This is a genomic window from Paraburkholderia sp., from assembly GCF_035501035.1.
GTDB lineage: Bacteria > Pseudomonadota > Gammaproteobacteria > Burkholderiales > Burkholderiaceae > Paraburkholderia.
Genome location: NZ_DATJWR010000392.1, coordinates 41,285 through 58,599, shown reverse-complemented (window position 1 = coordinate 58,599; position 17,315 = coordinate 41,285). Strand labels below are relative to the sequence as shown.

The 17,315-nt window shown below is 61.4% G+C and carries 11 protein-coding genes, 3 tRNA genes and 1 pseudogene; 10 read left to right on the top strand and 5 right to left on the bottom strand.

Features of this window, described 5'->3' with window-relative positions; genetic code table 11:
* From VMJ11_RS28640 to VMJ11_RS28625, 4 genes and pseudogenes are all read left to right on the top strand, one after another.
* Positions 1-256 (top strand): annotated as a pseudogene (locus tag VMJ11_RS28640) (hopanoid biosynthesis associated radical SAM protein HpnJ); the annotation flags it as partial.
* Entirely contained in the window at positions 256-1,521 is a 1,266-nt protein-coding gene (gene hpnI, locus VMJ11_RS28635) for a bacteriohopanetetrol glucosamine biosynthesis glycosyltransferase HpnI (RefSeq protein WP_414694488.1), read from the top strand. The pseudogene VMJ11_RS28640 and the gene hpnI, both read left to right, overlap by 1 nt.
* A gap of 58 nt (positions 1,522-1,579) precedes the next feature.
* Positions 1,580-2,572, top strand: coding sequence for a lysylphosphatidylglycerol synthase domain-containing protein (locus tag VMJ11_RS28630; RefSeq protein ID WP_325624064.1), 993 nt, complete (start codon positions 1,580-1,582; stop codon positions 2,570-2,572).
* Positions 2,573-2,679: 107 nt separating this feature from the next.
* The gene (locus tag VMJ11_RS28625) at positions 2,680-3,468 is read left to right on the top strand and encodes a metallophosphoesterase family protein (RefSeq protein WP_325624063.1); all 789 of its coding nucleotides are present in this window, start codon (positions 2,680-2,682) and stop codon (positions 3,466-3,468) included.
* Positions 3,469-3,574: 106 nt separating this feature from the next.
* Here the strand turns inward: VMJ11_RS28625 and VMJ11_RS28620 are convergent.
* The 5 genes from VMJ11_RS28620 to VMJ11_RS28600 all read right to left on the bottom strand — a co-directional run bounded on the left by VMJ11_RS28620 (position 3,575) and on the right by VMJ11_RS28600 (position 6,362).
* A tRNA-Thr gene (locus VMJ11_RS28620) sits at positions 3,575-3,649 on the bottom strand.
* A 10-nt stretch (positions 3,650-3,659) separates the two neighbouring features.
* Positions 3,660-3,735 (bottom strand) — tRNA-Gly (locus VMJ11_RS28615).
* Positions 3,736-3,740: 5 nt separating this feature from the next.
* Positions 3,741-3,816, bottom strand: a tRNA-Asn gene (locus VMJ11_RS28610).
* Between the two features lie 146 nt (positions 3,817-3,962).
* The gene (locus tag VMJ11_RS28605; protein ID WP_325624061.1) at positions 3,963-5,234 is read right to left on the bottom strand and encodes an MFS transporter; all 1,272 of its coding nucleotides are present in this window, start codon (positions 5,232-5,234) and stop codon (positions 3,963-3,965) included.
* Between the two features lie 231 nt (positions 5,235-5,465).
* Positions 5,466-6,362: a LysR substrate-binding domain-containing protein gene (locus VMJ11_RS28600; RefSeq protein ID WP_325624059.1), complete on the bottom strand. Its 897-nt coding sequence runs from the start codon at positions 6,360-6,362 to the stop codon at positions 5,466-5,468.
* 123 nt (positions 6,363-6,485) lie between these two features.
* Between VMJ11_RS28600 and VMJ11_RS28595 the strand changes: the two genes are divergently transcribed.
* The 6 genes from VMJ11_RS28595 to VMJ11_RS28570 all read left to right on the top strand — a co-directional run bounded on the left by VMJ11_RS28595 (position 6,486) and on the right by VMJ11_RS28570 (position 17,275).
* Complete coding sequence (locus tag VMJ11_RS28595) at positions 6,486-7,598, top strand: M14 family metallopeptidase (protein WP_325624066.1); 1,113 nt, start codon at positions 6,486-6,488, stop codon at positions 7,596-7,598.
* Between the two features lie 251 nt (positions 7,599-7,849).
* Entirely contained in the window at positions 7,850-9,055 is a 1,206-nt protein-coding gene (locus VMJ11_RS28590) for a porin (protein WP_325624058.1), read from the top strand.
* 40 nt (positions 9,056-9,095) lie between these two features.
* Complete coding sequence (locus VMJ11_RS28585) at positions 9,096-9,455, top strand: BON domain-containing protein (RefSeq protein WP_325624056.1); 360 nt, start codon at positions 9,096-9,098, stop codon at positions 9,453-9,455.
* Between the two features lie 537 nt (positions 9,456-9,992).
* Entirely contained in the window at positions 9,993-11,603 is a 1,611-nt protein-coding gene (locus tag VMJ11_RS28580; RefSeq protein ID WP_325624054.1) for a toll/interleukin-1 receptor domain-containing protein, read from the top strand.
* Positions 11,563-15,300, top strand: coding sequence for a WD40 repeat domain-containing protein (locus VMJ11_RS28575; RefSeq protein WP_325624053.1), 3,738 nt, complete (start codon positions 11,563-11,565; stop codon positions 15,298-15,300). The genes VMJ11_RS28580 and VMJ11_RS28575 overlap by 41 nt, the downstream gene beginning before the upstream one ends.
* A 511-nt stretch (positions 15,301-15,811) precedes the next feature.
* Positions 15,812-17,275, top strand: coding sequence for a TIR domain-containing protein (locus tag VMJ11_RS28570; protein ID WP_325624051.1), 1,464 nt, complete (start codon positions 15,812-15,814; stop codon positions 17,273-17,275).
* The last annotated feature ends 40 nt before the right edge of the window (positions 17,276-17,315 follow it).

Below are 17,315 nucleotides of genomic sequence, written 5' to 3'. Positions count from 1 at the left end.
GAACGGCTGGATGGAGGAGAACAAGACGATCAACCTCGTGAGCAAGGAAGGCGTGCAGCTGGCGGCGATCGGCTATGCGCACCTGTCGCGCGAGGAGATCTATCACCACCTCGAGCAGTTCTATCGCGCGTTCTACTTCCGTCCCTCGAAGATCTGGGAGATCTTGCGCGAGATGCTCACGAGCTGGGACATGATGAAGCGGCGTCTGCGCGAAGGCGTGGAGTTCTTCCGCTTCCTGCGCGCGCACGAGGCATGATGGACAGCGCGCGCGCGAAGGGGCGAACGCGCGGCATCGTGGCGTTGACCGTGGTTGTGATTGCCGTCGTGTTGGCGGCGATCGGGGTCGTCCACATGATGCTGCCGGGTTTCGCGCATCTGCTCTTCGAATCCCTTGCGGTCTTGTGCGGTCTTTGCGCCGTGCTTGGCATCATTTATACCTGTACGGCCAGCGTGCTGGTTGGCCGCTTCTTCGCGCGTGAGGTGGCAACGCCGACGTCCTTTCCTGCAGTGACGCTCGCCAAGCCGCTGCACGGCGACGAATGGCAACTCGAGCAGCATCTCGCGAGCTTCTTCGAGCAGGACTATCCCGGGCCTGTGCAGTATCTCTTCGGCGTTCACGACTCGCGTGACCAGGCGCTGCATGCCGTCGAACGGCTGCGCGAGCGTTATCCCGATGCACACATCACCGTCGTCGCCGATGCGCGCCTCTATGGGCCCAACCGCAAGATCGCGAATCTCGTGAACATGCTCGAAAAGGCCGAGCATGACGTGCTGTGCTTCGCCGACAGTGACGTGCGGGTCGATCGAAACTTTCTGCGCAATATTGTCGGGGCGCTTCAGCAGCCGGGCGTCGGTCTCGTGACGACCGTCTATCGCGGCTTGTGCGCGCCGGGATTCTGGCCGCAAGTTGCGGCGGCCATGACCAACTTTCATTTCCTGCCCGGCGTCGTCACAGGGCTTGCCATCGGCCGCGCGCGGCCGTGTTTCGGACAATCCATCGCCATGACGCGGGAAACGCTCGATCGTATTGGCGGTCTTGCTCAATTCGCCCATCATCTCGCCGAGGATCACGCGCTGGGTGAAGCCGTGCGTCGCGCCGGGGCCGAGGTCTTCATTCCGCCCATCCTGGTGAGGCACGCCTGCGTAGAGGACACGTTCACGCGGCTCTTCGCGCACGAACTGCGCTGGAGTCGCACCGTTCGCGCGGCGGATCGCTCGGGGCATCTCGGCGCCGTGCTGATGCACCCGTTTGCACTCGCCATGCTTGCCGTCGCATTGTCGGGCGGCGCAATGGCGGCATGGAGCCTCGCGGCTGTTGCGCTGGTTGCCCGCGCGTGGCTCGTCTGGAAAATCGATCGCGCGACCGGTGACAAGCCGGGCGGCCTGTTATGCTTGCCGATTTGGGATATTGTCCAGTTCTCGATCTACGTCGCGAGCTTTTGCTCGTCGGGCGTAGTCTGGCGCGGTACGCGTTTTCGCGTTGACAGGAACGGCATGCTTTCGCCGGTTCACGAGACCTGAGATTCACGGTAGATGAGGGCACGATGAGACGGGAGCATCCAGCGGAGAGCACCCGCAGATGAAATATTTGGGACGTATCGCTGCACTGTGCGGTTTTGCGATCGCCGTGTGGCTCGTTTGGCGCGATCACCCCGTGGCCGTATTGCAACTGCTGCAAGGCGCGGGCATGGGCCTCGTGCTGGCGGCCAGCGTGCATATCCTGCCGATGTGCGCGAATGCCTGGGACTGGCGCAGCCTCATTCGCCCGGCGCAGCGCCCAACGTTCGCGGCGATGGTCAAGCTCGTGTGGATCCGCGAGTCGATCAACGGCTTGCTGCCAGTCGCGCGCGTGGGTGGGGAAATCGTTTCGTTCCGGCTGCTTGGGCGCGCGGGCGTGCGGCCTGCCACGGCCGTGGCGAGCCTCATCGTCGACACGCAGCTCACGCTGATCAGCCAGCTCGTCTTTGCGCTGATCGCGGCCGGCTTTCTGCTCGAACATTCGTCTTCCGATGCCGCGCGCCTCGCAGGGCGGCTCGCCTGGGCCATTGCGGCGCTCGCCCCGGTGCTGGTGCTGTTCGCGCTCGTGCAGCACGCGCGGCCGTTCGAGCGCGCGGCGCGTACGCTCAACCACGTCACGAGCGGCAAGATGGTCGACCTGGTGGGCAAATCTGTGCGCGTCGATCAATCGGTGAAGCTGATCTGGCGGCAGACCGGTGTGGTCGTGCGCTATCTGCTCATCTGGCAGACATTGCAGTGCCTCGGGTATGCGCTGGAAATCTGGATCGCGCTGCGCGTGCTCGGCACGGACGCAACCTTCATGGACGCATTCGTGATCGAAGCGCTAATCCAGCTTCTGAGCAGCGTTGCCTTTCTGATTCCTGCCAACCTCGGCGTGCAGGAGGGCGGCTTCGTGCTCATAGGCGGCCTGCTCGGCTTCGATGCGCCCACTTGCCTCGCGCTCGCGGGGGCGAGGCGCGTGCGCGATCTGCTTTTCTATCTGCCAGGTTTGCTCGCGTGGCAGGCGGCCGAATACGGATGGCCGTCAAAGCGCCGGGCGGGGAGCGTTCATTGAAGGCGGCGCGTCCCTGGAATCAAAACGCGTAGGCAAGCGGCTTCTTTCACGGATACGCCAAAGACTGTTCCGTTCTGTATAGCCAGGACAGGAATCCCCCGCGAAACATGCGCATACAGATTGCGTCCGATCTGCATCTCGATGCACTTGCGCCCCGGTTCGCGCAGAAAGCCCTGCTGGAGGCCGCCGAGGGGGCCGACCTGCTCGTTCTCGCCGGCGACATTCACCTCGGCGCGGGCGCCGTGGAGATCTTTTCCGACTGGCCCGTGCCGGTCGTTTATGTCAGCGGCAATCACGAGGCGTATGGGAGCGAGTACGACGACGTCGTGGCTGCCATTCAACGGCGCTCGCCAGGGACCCAGGTCCATTACCTCGAGCGTCGCTCGATCGAATTCGGTACGGTGCGTTTTCTTGGCTGCTGTCTCTGGACCGATTACGCGCTCTATGGCGACGTCGCCCGCAGCATGGACTATGCGCGCGAGGCCATGTCGGACCATGCCGCCATTCGGGTGCGAGGCGGAGCACCGTTCGGCCCCGAAGAGGCGTTGGCGGAGCACCGTCGCGCGGTGAGCTGGCTCGAAGAGGAACTGGCCAGGCCTTTCGATGGCAAGACCGTGGTGGTGACGCATCATGGCGTGTCGCCGGCTTCGATTCATCCGCGTTTTCACGATCATCCGGTGAATGCGGGCTTTCTCAGCGACCTGCGTCACCTGCTTGCGCGCGCGGACCTCTGGATTCACGGGCACGTGCACGACTCGTTCGATTATCGCCATAGCAAGGCGAGGGTCGTCGCAAATCCGCGCGGTTATCCGTTGAATCTCGCGACGGCACGAACGGCGGCGCAATTGCAGTGGGAGAACGCGGCGTTCGATCCGGCGTGTGTCGTTGCGCTATGAGCGCCGAGCGTTTCGACAGGCTGCGCGGCGAATGACTGCCGGGGCGTCAGGGAAGCCCTGCGGCGGCCACAATGGCCGGACGCTTGCGCGTCCTGGCTTGAAGCGATGGTGCCCATGGGCAGGATCGAACTGCCGACCTCTCCCTTACCAAGGGAGTGCTCTACCACTGAGCCACATGGGCCGATGCGTACTGGAGCGGGAGACGAGTCTCGAACTCGCGACCTCAACCTTGGCAAGGTTGCGCTCTACCAACTGAGCTACTCCCGCATGTCTGGCTCCCCGACCTGGGCTCGAACCAGGGACCTACGGATTAACAGTCCGGCGCTCTACCGACTGAGCTATCGGGGAATCAAGGAGGCCGGATTCTACCGGAGAATGCGCGGGATTGCATCTGTCTCGTTGCAAATCGTACGTTGGCGTTCTCGCGAGGGCTCGGCATGTCAGGACATCGCGCGCCCATGTAACGCGGCTGGTTGATCCGATCCACATTCACGTCAGCCGGCGTCGTCGACAGAAGGGGCAAACCCGCCGCGTGGCGGCAGGCCACAGGCAGGGCGCAAGGTGCCGGCTTGCCAAACCCAGAGCGCGAGGGCGGGCAGCGACACCCCGGCCAGTGCGATGAACGCGCTTGCGTAGCCGAAGTGCCGTGCGAGCATGCCGCCCAGCACGGGGCTGAGCGCCGCTCCCACGCCTTGCGCCGTAGCCACCGCACCCTGACCCAGGTTCACGCGGCCGGTGCCTTGTAGCAGCCGCACCACGAGCGCAGGCACGGCGACGCTCTGCAGGCCCGCGCCGATGCCGTCGAGGATCTGCACGGGCCACACGCCGGCGCTGTTCATGACGGTCGCTGCAACGACGCCGCGCACGGGCAGCGCAAGCAAGGAAACCAGCAGCACCCACCAGTAGCCGCGCGCGCGGATGAGTCGCGGCGCAAGCCATGCTGCTCCCACCATGACCAGTTGCGCGATGACAATGGTCTGCGCTGTGAACGCGCTCGCGTTATCGCGATGCGTCACGACGACGCCCATGCCGTACAGCGGCAGCATGGCGGCGTTGCCGAGATGGAAGAGCGCAAGCGTCGCACCGAGCACTATGAGCGGGCGGTTGCTCAGCAGCGAGTTCAGCTTCGTCGTGTGTGCCTGCGCTGGCGCGTGGTCTACCGAGGCGCCTGCCCGATACGCGTCCCGATCCGTCTCAAGACCGCGCGCGCTTGCATAGTCGATGGTGTGCCCGGGAATGAGCATCACGCACACGATCGCCAGCACGGCGAACACCGCAAAGAGCGAGAAAACGGCCGCGAATCCGTAGCGCCAGCCGAACCACCCCGCGAGCGCGGCGCCAGCGACGTTTCCCGCGTGACCCGCCACCTGGTTGCGCCCGAACTGACGATCGAAGCCGCCCGAGCGGACCATGCCGAGCGTAATGCCCGCCACGGCCGCCGGCAGTACGGCGCCGCTGACCGCGGCCACGACCTGCGAAGCTGCGACTCCCGCGTAACCGCGCGCAGGCAGGAGCGCGAGGGTGGCAAGCGCCGTGGCGACCGTCGCCGCGACGATCAGCGCGCGCTTGGCGTGCGTCGCGTCCACGAGCGCGCCGGCCAACGGCGTCACGGCTACGGCGATGAGGCCGGCGAGTGTCATGATCGCGCCGATCGCATCGGCACCCCAGCCGCGCGAGAGCAGGAATACGCCGATGAACGGACCGATGCCGGCCTGCACATCGGCCATGAAGAAGTTGAGCAGTTCGAGTGTGCGGGTCGGCTTCATGGTCGCATTCGATCGCTGTCGCCCGGCGTTCCGGCCGTCGACGAGCGGCGCAATCTCGCTCACATCCTGCGCCGTGTGCATCGTGAGATTCGCGCTCGGGCGGCCAACGGCATTTCGTACGCACGTCGCCGCAACTCGTCGCGCCGGATACCAGGTCCTGTGAGGGCGCTGGAGCAATTCGCGCTCCTGAATCAGCCTATGGCTTCCGCTGCGCGAGGTTGCGGTTCAAGTTCAACGCATGGCCGCTTGCTCGACGCAGGAGAGAAAGCGGGAGGCCGCCGAGGTGAGCGGGCGCTCCCGCCTTTGCACGACGTACACGTCCATGTCGGGAAACGACTCGTTGATTCTCAGTTCACGGATCCTGCGGCGCTTCATTTCGAGCTCGAATGTCGGCTGCGTGGCGACGCAAATCACATCGGACTTCGCGATCAACGCGACGGACGGCGCCAAAGCCTGGCAGCGCATGATTCTGCTGGGCGCGGACAAACCCAGCGAGTGGAAATAGGCGCTGAAACCTTTGTCCATGTCGTCGCCGGGCTCGCAAGGCAGGAGCCATTCCGCTGCGTGCAGCTTCGATATCGAGCGTGCCTGCGCGAGCGGGTGCCCCTGGCGCGCCACGACCAGCAACGGCATCGACATGATTTTTCGCCGCTCGACGAAATCGGGCCATTGCGTGTCGGCAATACCTGTAACTACCGCGAAATCGGTGTCGCCGTCGCGCAGCGCATGGAGCGCGGCGGGCAGCGGCAATTCACGTACGGTCACCGAAGTATCGGGGTTCTGCGAGCGAAACTGCGTGAACGCCTGAGGCAGCAAAGCACAGGCGACGGCCGACGAGACGGACACGGCCACCTCTCCACCTGCGCCATTGAGCATGGCCGACAGCTCTTCATGGATGTGCCGTACGTCGTTGACCAGCATGCGTGCACGGCGCTGAAACAAGACGCCGTATTCGGTCAGCGCGATGCCGCTGACCGAACGCACGACGAGCGGCACGCCCAGCGTTCTTTCCAGCTCGCGAATCGTGACCGTGACGGCCGGCTGCGTCAAACGCAGCGCGCGGGCTGCGCCATGCAGGCTGCCCTGCTCGGCCACACTCAGGAATACCCGCAATTGACGAAGTTTCATTCTGCTCCATGGGATAAAAAATCGTTATCAGGGCCGTATTTTTATTGCCTTGTGCGCCGGTGCGTTAGTCATGATCATTGTGACCGAACGCACGCCTCGCGTGCATCTCTTCGAGGTCACTACATGGTAGTAAAAGACTATTTCTCAGGGTCCTACGTGCAGGCGCGCGAAAAATTCGTGGAGGCGGCACACGCTGGTGGGTTCGAGATCAAGCAGATGATGCACCCCTCGGCATTGGGTCCTGATAACGAGAACTTGTCGATCGATCTCGCGATACACGCGCCTGCCGGCGCGCGTTCGTTACTCATCGTTACTTCGGGCACGCATGGTGTAGAGGGCTTCTGCGGATCGGGTTGTCAGGTCGGATTGCTCCAGGATGCGGCCTTTCTTGCCGAGGCACGACGGCGCGGCGTCGCGCTGTTGATGATCCACGGCGTAAACCCCTACGGATTCGCGCATCTGCGCCGGGTCAACGAAGACAACGTCGATCTGAATCGCAACAGCACGGATTTTTCGACGGCGCTCGATACGAATCCCGGATACATGGAACTCGATCCGCTGCTGATGCCGACGTCCTGGCCGCCCGACGCGGCTAATCAGGCTGCGCTTGGGGCCTACATCCGGACACATGGCGAGCATGCGTTGCGCGATACCGTTTCGAAGGGCCAGTACGCTGTGCCGGACGGGATGTTCTACGGCGGGGCGCAGGCGAGCTGGAGCACGCAGACCGTTCACTCGATCCTGCGCGCGCACGCGAGCGGTTATTGCCGGTTTGCGTGGATCGATCTTCACACGGGGCTGGGCCCGTATGGCCACGGTGAAAAGATCTTCATGAGCACGGACCGCGCCGAACTGGAAAGGGCGCGCCGCTGGTGGGGCAACGACGTGAAGCCGATCCACGAAGCGGGGTCTGTTTCAGCCGACGTGCGCGGCCCGATCATCACGGTTTCGTACGATGAATTCCCGGACGTTCAAAAGACCACGCTGGGGCTCGAATTTGGCACCTATGACGCCCTGAGCGTGCTGCACGCTTTGCGCGCCGATCACTGGCTCCACCGTCATCCGGAATGCGGGGCGACGGAGGCCGCGCAGATCCGGCAAAACCTGAAAGACGCGTTCTACTGCGACAACGACGAATGGAAGGGTCTGGTTTTCGGGCAGACGCGTGTCTTGGCGTGGCAAGCCATAGCGGGGCTCTCGGAAGGCGATTCGGAGTCTTCCAGTTTGGACTGTTGAGCGTTTGCTGGTGACGTTCGCTGCGGCCCCAGAATTTTCCAACGTAGCAAAACGTGGTCATTTTTCGTATCGACGAGCGTCTGAAGACGACACCCGACTTCGTGACAGGACAGTAGCGGGGACATAGGACTTCGGAATCGGCAGAGGTTTGACTGAATAATAATATGGAATCCGAAATAAATTTGTCGGTATGGAAAATAGCCAGACCCAGAATAATTATTTTAAAAACCATCTCTAAAGACAGGAGACTCATGAAGATGGCGAAGCAACGGAAATTCCCGATCAAGGCGTGTGTGGGCGCCGCAGCACTCTGTGCGGCGAGCGCGGCGTATGCGGACGGGGGCGTGACGCTGTACGGTATTGCCGATGTCGGCTTGATGTATCTGAGCCATTCGACTCCGGTGTTCAATGGCGGGACGGGAACCGGCCACGTGTTTCAGCTCACCAACTCGGGCTATTCGCCCTCGCTCTGGGGGTTGAAGGGCACCGAAGATCTGGGCGGCGACCTGACGGCCGAATTCAAGCTCGAAAGCGGTATCGATCTCGCCAATGGCGGCTTCGATAACCCGGGCGGCAACAACGGGCTGTTCAACCGTATCGCCGAAGTCGGACTCTCAGGCGGCTTCGGTAAAGTCATGGCCGGCCTGCAGATCTCGCCGTTCTTCGACATCATCTACGATCTCGATCCGCGCGGAGCAGGCGAATTCGGCAGCATTCTCACTCCGGTCAGCGACAACAGCTTGATCGCCGCCGTCTTCGTGCCAAATTCGGTATCCTATACATCACCAGACATAGGCGGATTCCAGGCAGCGGGCCTGTTCGCCCTCGGCGGTGTCGCCGGTTCGTTCCAGACCGGCCGCGCCTGGTCTGTCAGCGGGAAATACACCAACGGCACGTTCCTTGCCGGGGCGGCGTATATCAGCGTCAACAACGCAGACGACAGTGCGCTCGCGAGTATTGGCGAACTCTATCCGATCAACGTGCGCGCCTATACCGCGGGTATGAGCTACAAATTCGGCGGGCTGACAGCCAAGGCCGCATTCGCCAATTTCAAGGCGAACAGCGTGCCGGTTTCAGCAGACCCGGCGCTGGCTCATTCGACCAATACCAGCGTGAACATCTATAGCGGTGGCTTCGACTATTTCGCGCTGCCGTACCTCGATCTGAACGCCGGTATCTATTACCAGCAGGACCGCGTGAACTCGGGTGGGCACTCGGTGATGGGCGCGCTCGGCACGCAGTTCTTCCTCTCGAAGCGTACGTCTCTGTATGCACAGGTCGGCTTCGTCAACAACACGTGCGCGCACAACGGCGTGTGCCTCGGTTCGGGTCTGACCGTCGAGAGCGGTGGCAGCGGAGTGGGCGGGCTGCAAGGCCTCGGTCTGGCTGCCGAAGGCCTCGGCCTGCCGCCGGGCACGACGGTTGGAGCCAACGTCGGCATTCGCACGACCTTCTGATCTGGACAACGCGCACAAGGCATAACGGAGCAACAGGACCATGGGTATTCAAAAGCTGGCCGCCATTGTCGGCGCTATTGCGGCGTTGGCCGCGCTGGACGTGCACGCGCAACCCGCCGATGCTTCGGCCTCGGTGGCAAGCGCGCCGTCGGCCTCGGCCGACCGGAAAGCGGCCCGCAAGGCGGACCACGTGCTTGAAAAGGCCGTGCGCAAGGCACTGGCCAGGGACAAAGCCGTGGACGTGACCCACGTGAGCGTGCGTGCGCGCAGCGGCGCCGTGACGTTGCTCGGGTCGGTACCGGAGCAGGGCCAGGTCGAGGCCGCCACGCAAGCCGCACAAGGCGTAGCTGGGGTGACATCGGTCGAGAATGCCTTGACTATCAAGGCGGTCGCACAGTAAGCACGGGTGCGCGGGCGGGACCTTCGGTCTGCTGTCGACGGCGATTTCTCCCGCGATACATCGGGGCTGCTTCCTCACGGAAGCAGCCCCGGTGGTTTCTGGCAGGGACGCTGGCCACCTGTGTGGCTCGTCCAGATTGACGACTTATCAGAATCAGTATCAGTACGACACGGACCACCTGGGCGCTCGGCAGCAAGTGCATGAATGACCAGGGAAGGAGATCAAGTCCACGATCGCGTGATGCCGCGATCGGATCGAGATGTCCGGGCTGAGTGATAAGAAACGTTCCTTGCTGGTCGGAGCGCTGTGCGAGGTCCGTGGTATTCGCGAGTTTAAAACGCCGCATTGTGCTTCGTTGGTTGCGCAATATTTCATAAGACATTACTCACGCCTTTCATTTCGCGAGGCTGAGTGTTTCGAAATACCAGATCCTGTGCGCGCTCAATCATTAGCTTGCTTGCGTGGCTCAATAGTTTGAACTAGAGTAGGGTCAATACGTCGCACCTGCCTTGAGCCCCCGATTGGCGGAGCGTACAAATGAGTAGCAACCTAAAGTCCGCATCGCAGAAGCAAGATACGGCCTTCCTGAGCTATGCGAGGGACGACGACCAGCGTCCGCTCGAGAAGCCGAAAACCCGGGGATTCGTTAGTTATCTTTATGATCAGCTCAAGTGGGAACTGATTGATCTCGGCTTGCCTGAGAATTTCCTTTGGCGCGACCAGGAAAATCTCAGATTCTCGGACAACTGGCCAAACGTGATCGATGACACACTCAAACAGTGCGACATCATGCTGGTGGTCACGTCGAGGAACTTCGCGAAAAGCGAACAGTGTCAGCGGGAAGTCGAGTTGTTCGTTCAACGATTGCGAGGCCTGCCACACACGGGCCGGAGTAATCGTATTTTCCGCCTTGAAAAGCAGCCGCTGGCGGACAACGAACTGCCGGAATTGCTCCAGACGGTCCATGCGGTCCGCTTCTGGGAGAAGGACCGCGAGACAGGAAGTGAAAGTCCGTATTACGTTCGCGGGGTGCTGAAGCGGCCCACGCCTTACGCTGCCGCGATTCACGGCTTGGCCGTCTCCATCATGAAGAGCCTCGAGGAACTAAGGCAAACAGAGGTAGACGAAGATGAGCGCGAATTCACGGGGCGCCAGGGCGAGTCCGTGAGGCCCGGGGGCCGCGAGCACGACGGCGATCCAGACGGGCAACAAGAACACAGTATCCTTGAGTTCCCGGTTCCCGTTGGCCAGAGGACCGTGTTTGTCGCCAAACCGGCCAGCGATTTGCTGGAGCCCTACGAAACACTGGTTCGAGAGCTCCGCAAACGCCACTACACGGTCGTACCCGACACGCAATCGGCACTCGCCGATGAGGGGAGCGCGGTTCAGGGCGTGGTGCGTTCCGGTCTCGCGCGGGCAGAGCTCTCGATCCACTTCATAGGCGAACGGCGTGGCTACAAACCCGACGGCCTCGACGTCGGAATCGTGGCCCTTCAACTCGCCGAGGCGGCAGCCGAGGCTGAGCGCAGGCCCGATTTCCACCGCCTGATCTGGATACCCAAGATCGTGCCCGATGCTGGAAATTCTGCGGCTGGCGAGACCACGGCAAACGAACGTGATCCATTGAAAATACTTGCCCAGTTCGCCACGCTGCTTGAAACCGATGAACTCGAAGGTGATACCGCCGCGCGCTTCAACGAGTTCGTCATCCAGCGGCTCGAGGCCCGGAAGCTGGCGAGGCCCGCGGAGGGGCGCCGCTCGGCGAGCGTTTATATTGCCGCCGCGCCAGTCGATCTGAAGTTGTCGGTCGAGGCCGGAAAACGGTTGAAGGAACGCGGTCAAAAGGTTCTCATTTTCCCGTCCGATATTGAATATCAGCTGGCTAGCCGCGCGGACCATGTGGCATTTTGCTGGGGCGAGGCCGACGAAATCACTGTGATGGAGGCGCTCGATCGGTTCGACTCATCAGAATGGCGACGTCTGCGCCCAAATGGCAAGCTTCAGCTAATCCTGTTCGAGCCCAATAGCAACGTCAAGCAAATCGCCCGCGAGATTGAAAGTTTCGGCGCTGCCGATTTCGTAGTCGACTCGACCAGACTCGGCGAGAATGGATTGCTCGCTGAGCCGTCCGGCGGCGCAGCCGGTTGACGGACTTGGCGGGCATCTAACCATGCTCAACTTCGCCGATGCGGCAGCCTCCGTCGTTCATCCCTTCATTGGCTTGCGTCCGTTCAGGATAGAGGACGCTGCTTTCTTCTTCGGGCGGGAACAGCAAATCGCAACGCTGCTGCACCTCGTCCACAATGGCTCCCTCGTTTCGGTTGTAGGGAGCTCCGGAAGCGGCAAGTCCTCGCTGGTTCGAGCGGGACTGTTGCCTGCGCTGACATCGGCCGAAGCCGGCGAGCGGTCTTGGGACTGGGTGGAAATGCGGCCCGGCGAGTCCCCTGTTCGCAATCTGGCGGAAGCGCTGGCGCGGCCCAACGACGGGATCGGCACGACGACTTCCGATTCGCTGGCGGAGTCCAAAGCGGACCGCATCGAGATCACGCTGCGCAGCTCGAGCTTTGGTATTGGCGAAGTCCTCAGAAGCACGCAACCACCCGAGCGCACACGGCTTCTGATTCTGGTCGATCAATTCGAGGAAATATTTCGTTATGCGAATCTTCGGACCAGGCATAACACCAACCCGACGCGTGCGTCGGAGTTGCGAGACGAAGCGACGTTCTTCGTACAGCTGTTGCTGACGGCGGCGGTTGACGAAAACTTTTCAGGCGCCATCGTACTGACGATGCGCTCGGACTTCATTGGAGACTGCGCTCGTTTCCACGGGCTCTCGGAAGCCGTCACCAGGACCCAATATCTGGTTCCCGCGTTGACTCGCGATCAGCGTGCTCTCGCGATTCGCGGGCCGGTGGAACGTGCGGGTGCCACGATCGAACCGGCGCTCGTGCAGCAGGTGCTCAATGATACGAGCGAGGATCCGGATCAGCTTCCGGTCCTGCAGCATGCCATGATGCGTTGCTGCCAACGGGCTCAGGACCACGACCGTCCTTCGCCGCCAGCGTTTACCCTCGAGCGTTACAACGAGATCGGCGGCATCGACAGAGCGTTGACGCAACACGGCGACGAACTCCTGGAAGGGCTCGCGCAATCCGACGAAGCGCCGGGTGGCCTGGACCTTCAGTACATAGCCAAGCGGATCTTCCAGTCACTCACGGAAATTGAAAGCCAGGGCCGTGTGATCCGCCGGCCGCAGACCATTGGCGATCTCGTCAAAGTGATCGCGCGAGATGACGCGCCGGCCGAAGAAGTCGCGGCGGTCGAGGCCGCGGTGCGCAAGGTCGTTGCGCATTTTGCCGACCCCATGTGCAGCTTTTTGCGCGCGCCCACTGAGGAGACGCTAAGCGCGAAGGCTGTTGTCGATATTGGGCATGAGGCGCTGATCCGCCGCTGGGAGAGGTTGGGCGGAGATGATCCGTCCAGTTGGGTGCGCGAGGAGCGTGCGGACGCAGAGAAATACAACAAGCTGGTTTCGTTCGCCGAGCTTGACGCCCTTCCATCGCAATTGCTTCTGGAGTTCGAGACCTGGTGGCAGCAACGGCAGCCAACGCGCTTCTGGGCCAGCCGATATACACGCGGGGGCGAGGACCGACTCGACGCCGCGGCGGACCTGTTGGCGCGCAGCCGTGCGGAGGTTGCGCGGCGACGGGCCGAAGTCGTTCAACGACGCTCACGTCGGCGCAAACAGGTGGCCGGCGGCATAGCCATCGCTGGTGCGGTCGCTATTCTGCTCGCGGGCGTATATATCAACGATATGTACATGAACAGAGAGAAGGATGCGAGCACACAGGCGAATCAGATTGCGGCTGCGGGCCTGAATCTGTTGAAGCGGGACAGCGCGGATCAGGCTGCTCTTCTGGCGAGGTATGCGTTATCACACGACGACGCCCAGGCGCCGGGCGCGCGGTCCACATTCGAGAACCTCAAGATCTGGCTCGGCCTTGAAAATCGCGCGAACTGGCTGCCGATTGAACCGGCGAACATGGTGCTCGCTTATGACGCACTTCAGCATATGGAGGAGCGAGCAGTATTCACTGTCCAGAAAGGGATGGTTGGGGTCGCTTTCAGACCAATGGGTAAATCGCATCCATCAGAACTCCTGACCGTCTCATGGTCGGATCGTGGCAGCCCGTGGGCGTGGGACATCGAACCGATATGGAATGTCCATGACGACCAGAATGTACGGATCCGGAGGTTGGGCGAGCTGGAATCAGCCGACCAGTTAAGTGCTTTCCAGCTCAGCGTCAATAAGACTGGCGACGCGATATTATCGGGATCGACGCTAGGCTCCGACGGCGTCAGCTTGATCAGCACGGGTGATTCGAAACACTGGAGCCGAAACGATGACATCAAGGTTGACGGCAAGAGGCCGCGCTTCGGCGTGTTCGCACCGGACCGCGATCTCATGCTGACTGGGGGCTCCGGAACGAAGTGGACGATGTGGGAGTTGTCCCGGCCAGATCATGGCAGCACGGCCAACGCGGCTTTCAGGCCACGCAACGTATTCGAATTCGACGACATTGGCATTGCATCAGGTTATCTAACGGCTGCAGCTATCAGTGCTTCCGGAAAATATGTCGCGATCGCAACGAGTGGTGGCGAGGTTCGGGTCTACGAAGGCGACGGTACTCCGGGCGGCTGGAGCCTGGCCGGCGAACCGCTCGAACCCTCGGATTCCAGGCGCGATGTTTGTGGAAAGCGCTACCAGGACCAGAATCCAGGTCTGCCGAAGAATACGCTCAAATGGCTGATGTTCGATCCGAGCGATCCCGACAGGCTGATTGGGGCGTACGACCGGGCAGATAACATCGAAGTCTGGGATCTTGCTTCGCATAAGGTGACCACACTCGAAACATGCAGCAACCTTCCTGTCTTCCGCGGGGCCATCAGTCCGGACGGCAAGTTCGTCGCAGCCACCATCCAGGACCAGTCACGCATCTACCTATGGAACATGCAATCACGGGACTCGGGGCCAGGAAGCCGCGAATCCCCGCGGTTGCTGCGAGGAAGCCCGGATGATGGTGCGTTCACTAGTGTTGCTTTCGACAACCAGGATCACATCGCCGTCGGTACGTCTAACGGGAAAGTCTCTCTTTGGTACACCGAGCCGGTGTTATCGCGTGATCTGCCTTCGGCCGTGCCGCTGGCCTCAGGTGGCAATGCCTGTGTTCCTGGCAGTCCGGACGGGACCGACGTATCGACACGTCCGAAAGACGAGGGTTGGATGGTCACAATCGATGTGAAGGGTGTAACCGCGGGGAAGCGGCCGATTCTGGTTGGCGCGGATGTGACCAGGTCGGCCAACGCAATGACGGGAACCGCGGGCGCTGCGACGAGCATCGTTTCATGCAAAATTTCGAACGATGGCAAGTGGCTGCTCCTTAGGCCTTCGCAAGGTCAGTTAATGCTCTACGACTTACGATATCCGGACAGCCCGGTTGGCCTCTTCGGGGAACCCGGTGCGCAGTGGTCCGATGCGGACTTTGCCCGCGGCCAGGACGGGAAAGACATGATCGTTGCACACTCCAACACCCATGCGCTGCGCCAGTGGCGATTCTTCCGACGCAAGGACGACCTCATCGCATTTGTCGAGAAGTGGCGGCCGTTCATTTCCGTTTCTGCCGGCGGGAGTCTCGAACAAATGGATTTGTCGGATGCCACCGAGGCTTTGCTGCATGGCAATTTCTGGCCCCTAATGATCGCGTCAGAAATGGAAGTGCCAACAGAGCACGAAACTGACGATAAATCTCACAGTGGCGTGACGCCGGTGAAGCTGGCGCGCTGAGAACGACGATTCAACGAAAATGCCACGGCGGGGAGCGACCGAAGCCAGGGGAGGCTTGAGAGCGTTTGCGCTGGTCGTTTGATTTGCGAACGGTTCCTGACTTCTCCATATGAATCGGCTTAAATGGAGAAGCAATTCTTCAATAAAACTGGAAGATGCGGGGGAACTGGGAGGAATCCAGAGATCGACGAATGCAATCGCGGATTTCTAGTCATGTATATGCGTTTGCCGACAAATCCGGACGATATTTTTATAGGGCAAATACTTACAGCCTCCCCGTTTTCATTCTCCTATCTTCAATTAACATTCGTTCAAATTCAATGCTCGATAATTTGAGCAGAAAATTTCCAGAAAGAACACGATTTCAAAAAGCTACCTGGAACGTAGAATATTTCGCGCAAACGGTGTGTAAAGGGAACGTTTTTAGCCAATCAGGCCGGAGTGCATGTTCCTCACGTTTAATTCGTCGGATTAAACGGAAACTCGTCTCTCGTTATCGGAGCGTCCGGAGATGTCCAATCCTGTGGGATTCTGGAGCTACGCGCGTAGCGACGATGCGCACAGCGATGGACATCTGAGCCAGCTTCGCACCATCGTGGGCAAAGCCATTGCGTTGCAGTATGGCGGCGATATCACGATCTGGCAGGACATTCAGGCTATTCCGCCAGGTGCCGATTGGGCCGCTTCCATTGAGCGGACAATTGGCCAGACCGTCTTCTTCATACCAATCGTCACCCCTCGCTACCTCAAGAGTACGCATTGCTTCGAGGAGTTTCAGTCATTTCGTCGTCGGATGATCCGGTTAGGTCATGACGATCTGATCTTCCCGATTCTTTATGTGAGCGTCGATCAAATATCCGCAGACGATACGGCGTTCGGCAACGAAATCGAGGCGCTTCGACGGCACCAGTGGATCGATTTCCGGCCGCTGCGCCATGCTGACCCGCGCTCTCATGAAGTTGGCAGCTGGGTGGATGGACTGGCAGAGAGCATCCTCAAAGTGTCGGTGCCGGTTTCGAAAGCAGAGCAGGCCATTGAAGAGAGCCATCGTCGTGAGTTGGCGCAGGACGCAGCGCAGCAAGCGCGCGAACGGGAAACGGTTGAGAAAACCGCGGAGGAAGCGCGCCAGCGCGAAACGGCCGCAAAGGCGAAGGCAGCCGAAGAAGCACGGCGGCGCGAGGCGGCGGAGCAGGCCAGGCTAGCGGAGGAAGCGCGTCAGCGGCAGGCGGCGGAGTTGGCCAAGGAGGCCGAGGCGGCACGCCGTCGTGAAGCTGCGAGCAGGCAAGCCGAGGAGGCGGGTTTGGCCGGTGAGCTGTCGCATCAGGGCGCGGCCGCGCAGGCCGCGCCAGCGCGCGTTGTTCCTCCTGCGCCGGTTCGCAAGCGCAACTTTGCCGTGTTGGCTGCATCGGCGGGGGGCGGCGTGATTGTCGTCGGCGCGCTAGCGTACGCTTTTCTGCGTCAAGGGCCTTCCACACCGGCGGCGCCGACGCCCGCCTCGACCCCTGCGGCAGCCTCCATGCCAGCCGCTACGCCAGCCTCCGCACCCGCTCCGGTGCAAGTGTCCGTACCGTCGTTGGCTGCTTCCACGCCGGCCGTCAATCGTCCGTCGACAACGCCAGCTCCCGAAGCTGGCAATACGGCTGCGCAACAGCCGGCGCCAGATCTCGTAGGTAGCGTCGATCAGATGCTCGATTCGTCTGCGTTAATCGTCAGTGGAAAGATTGTGAACCTCTTCGGTATTCGGGGTGAACAGGGGCGTGCCGCGCAATCGATGCAGCGTTACCTCGAAAGCGAAGGAAACGTGGTCAAGTGCTTTGCGCGAGAAGAAGCATACGTGTGCCTCGCAAACGGTCATGACATCGCGGAACACGCTGTCCGCAATGGCTGGGCGCGCGTGCGGCAGGGAGCGCCGGCGCAGTATGCGCAGGCCGAGCAGGAGGCGAGGCACGCGCGAATAGGGATCTGGGCCATGTAGTTGCGCGCGGATTTCCAGCGCTGCGTGAGAGGAGAGACGC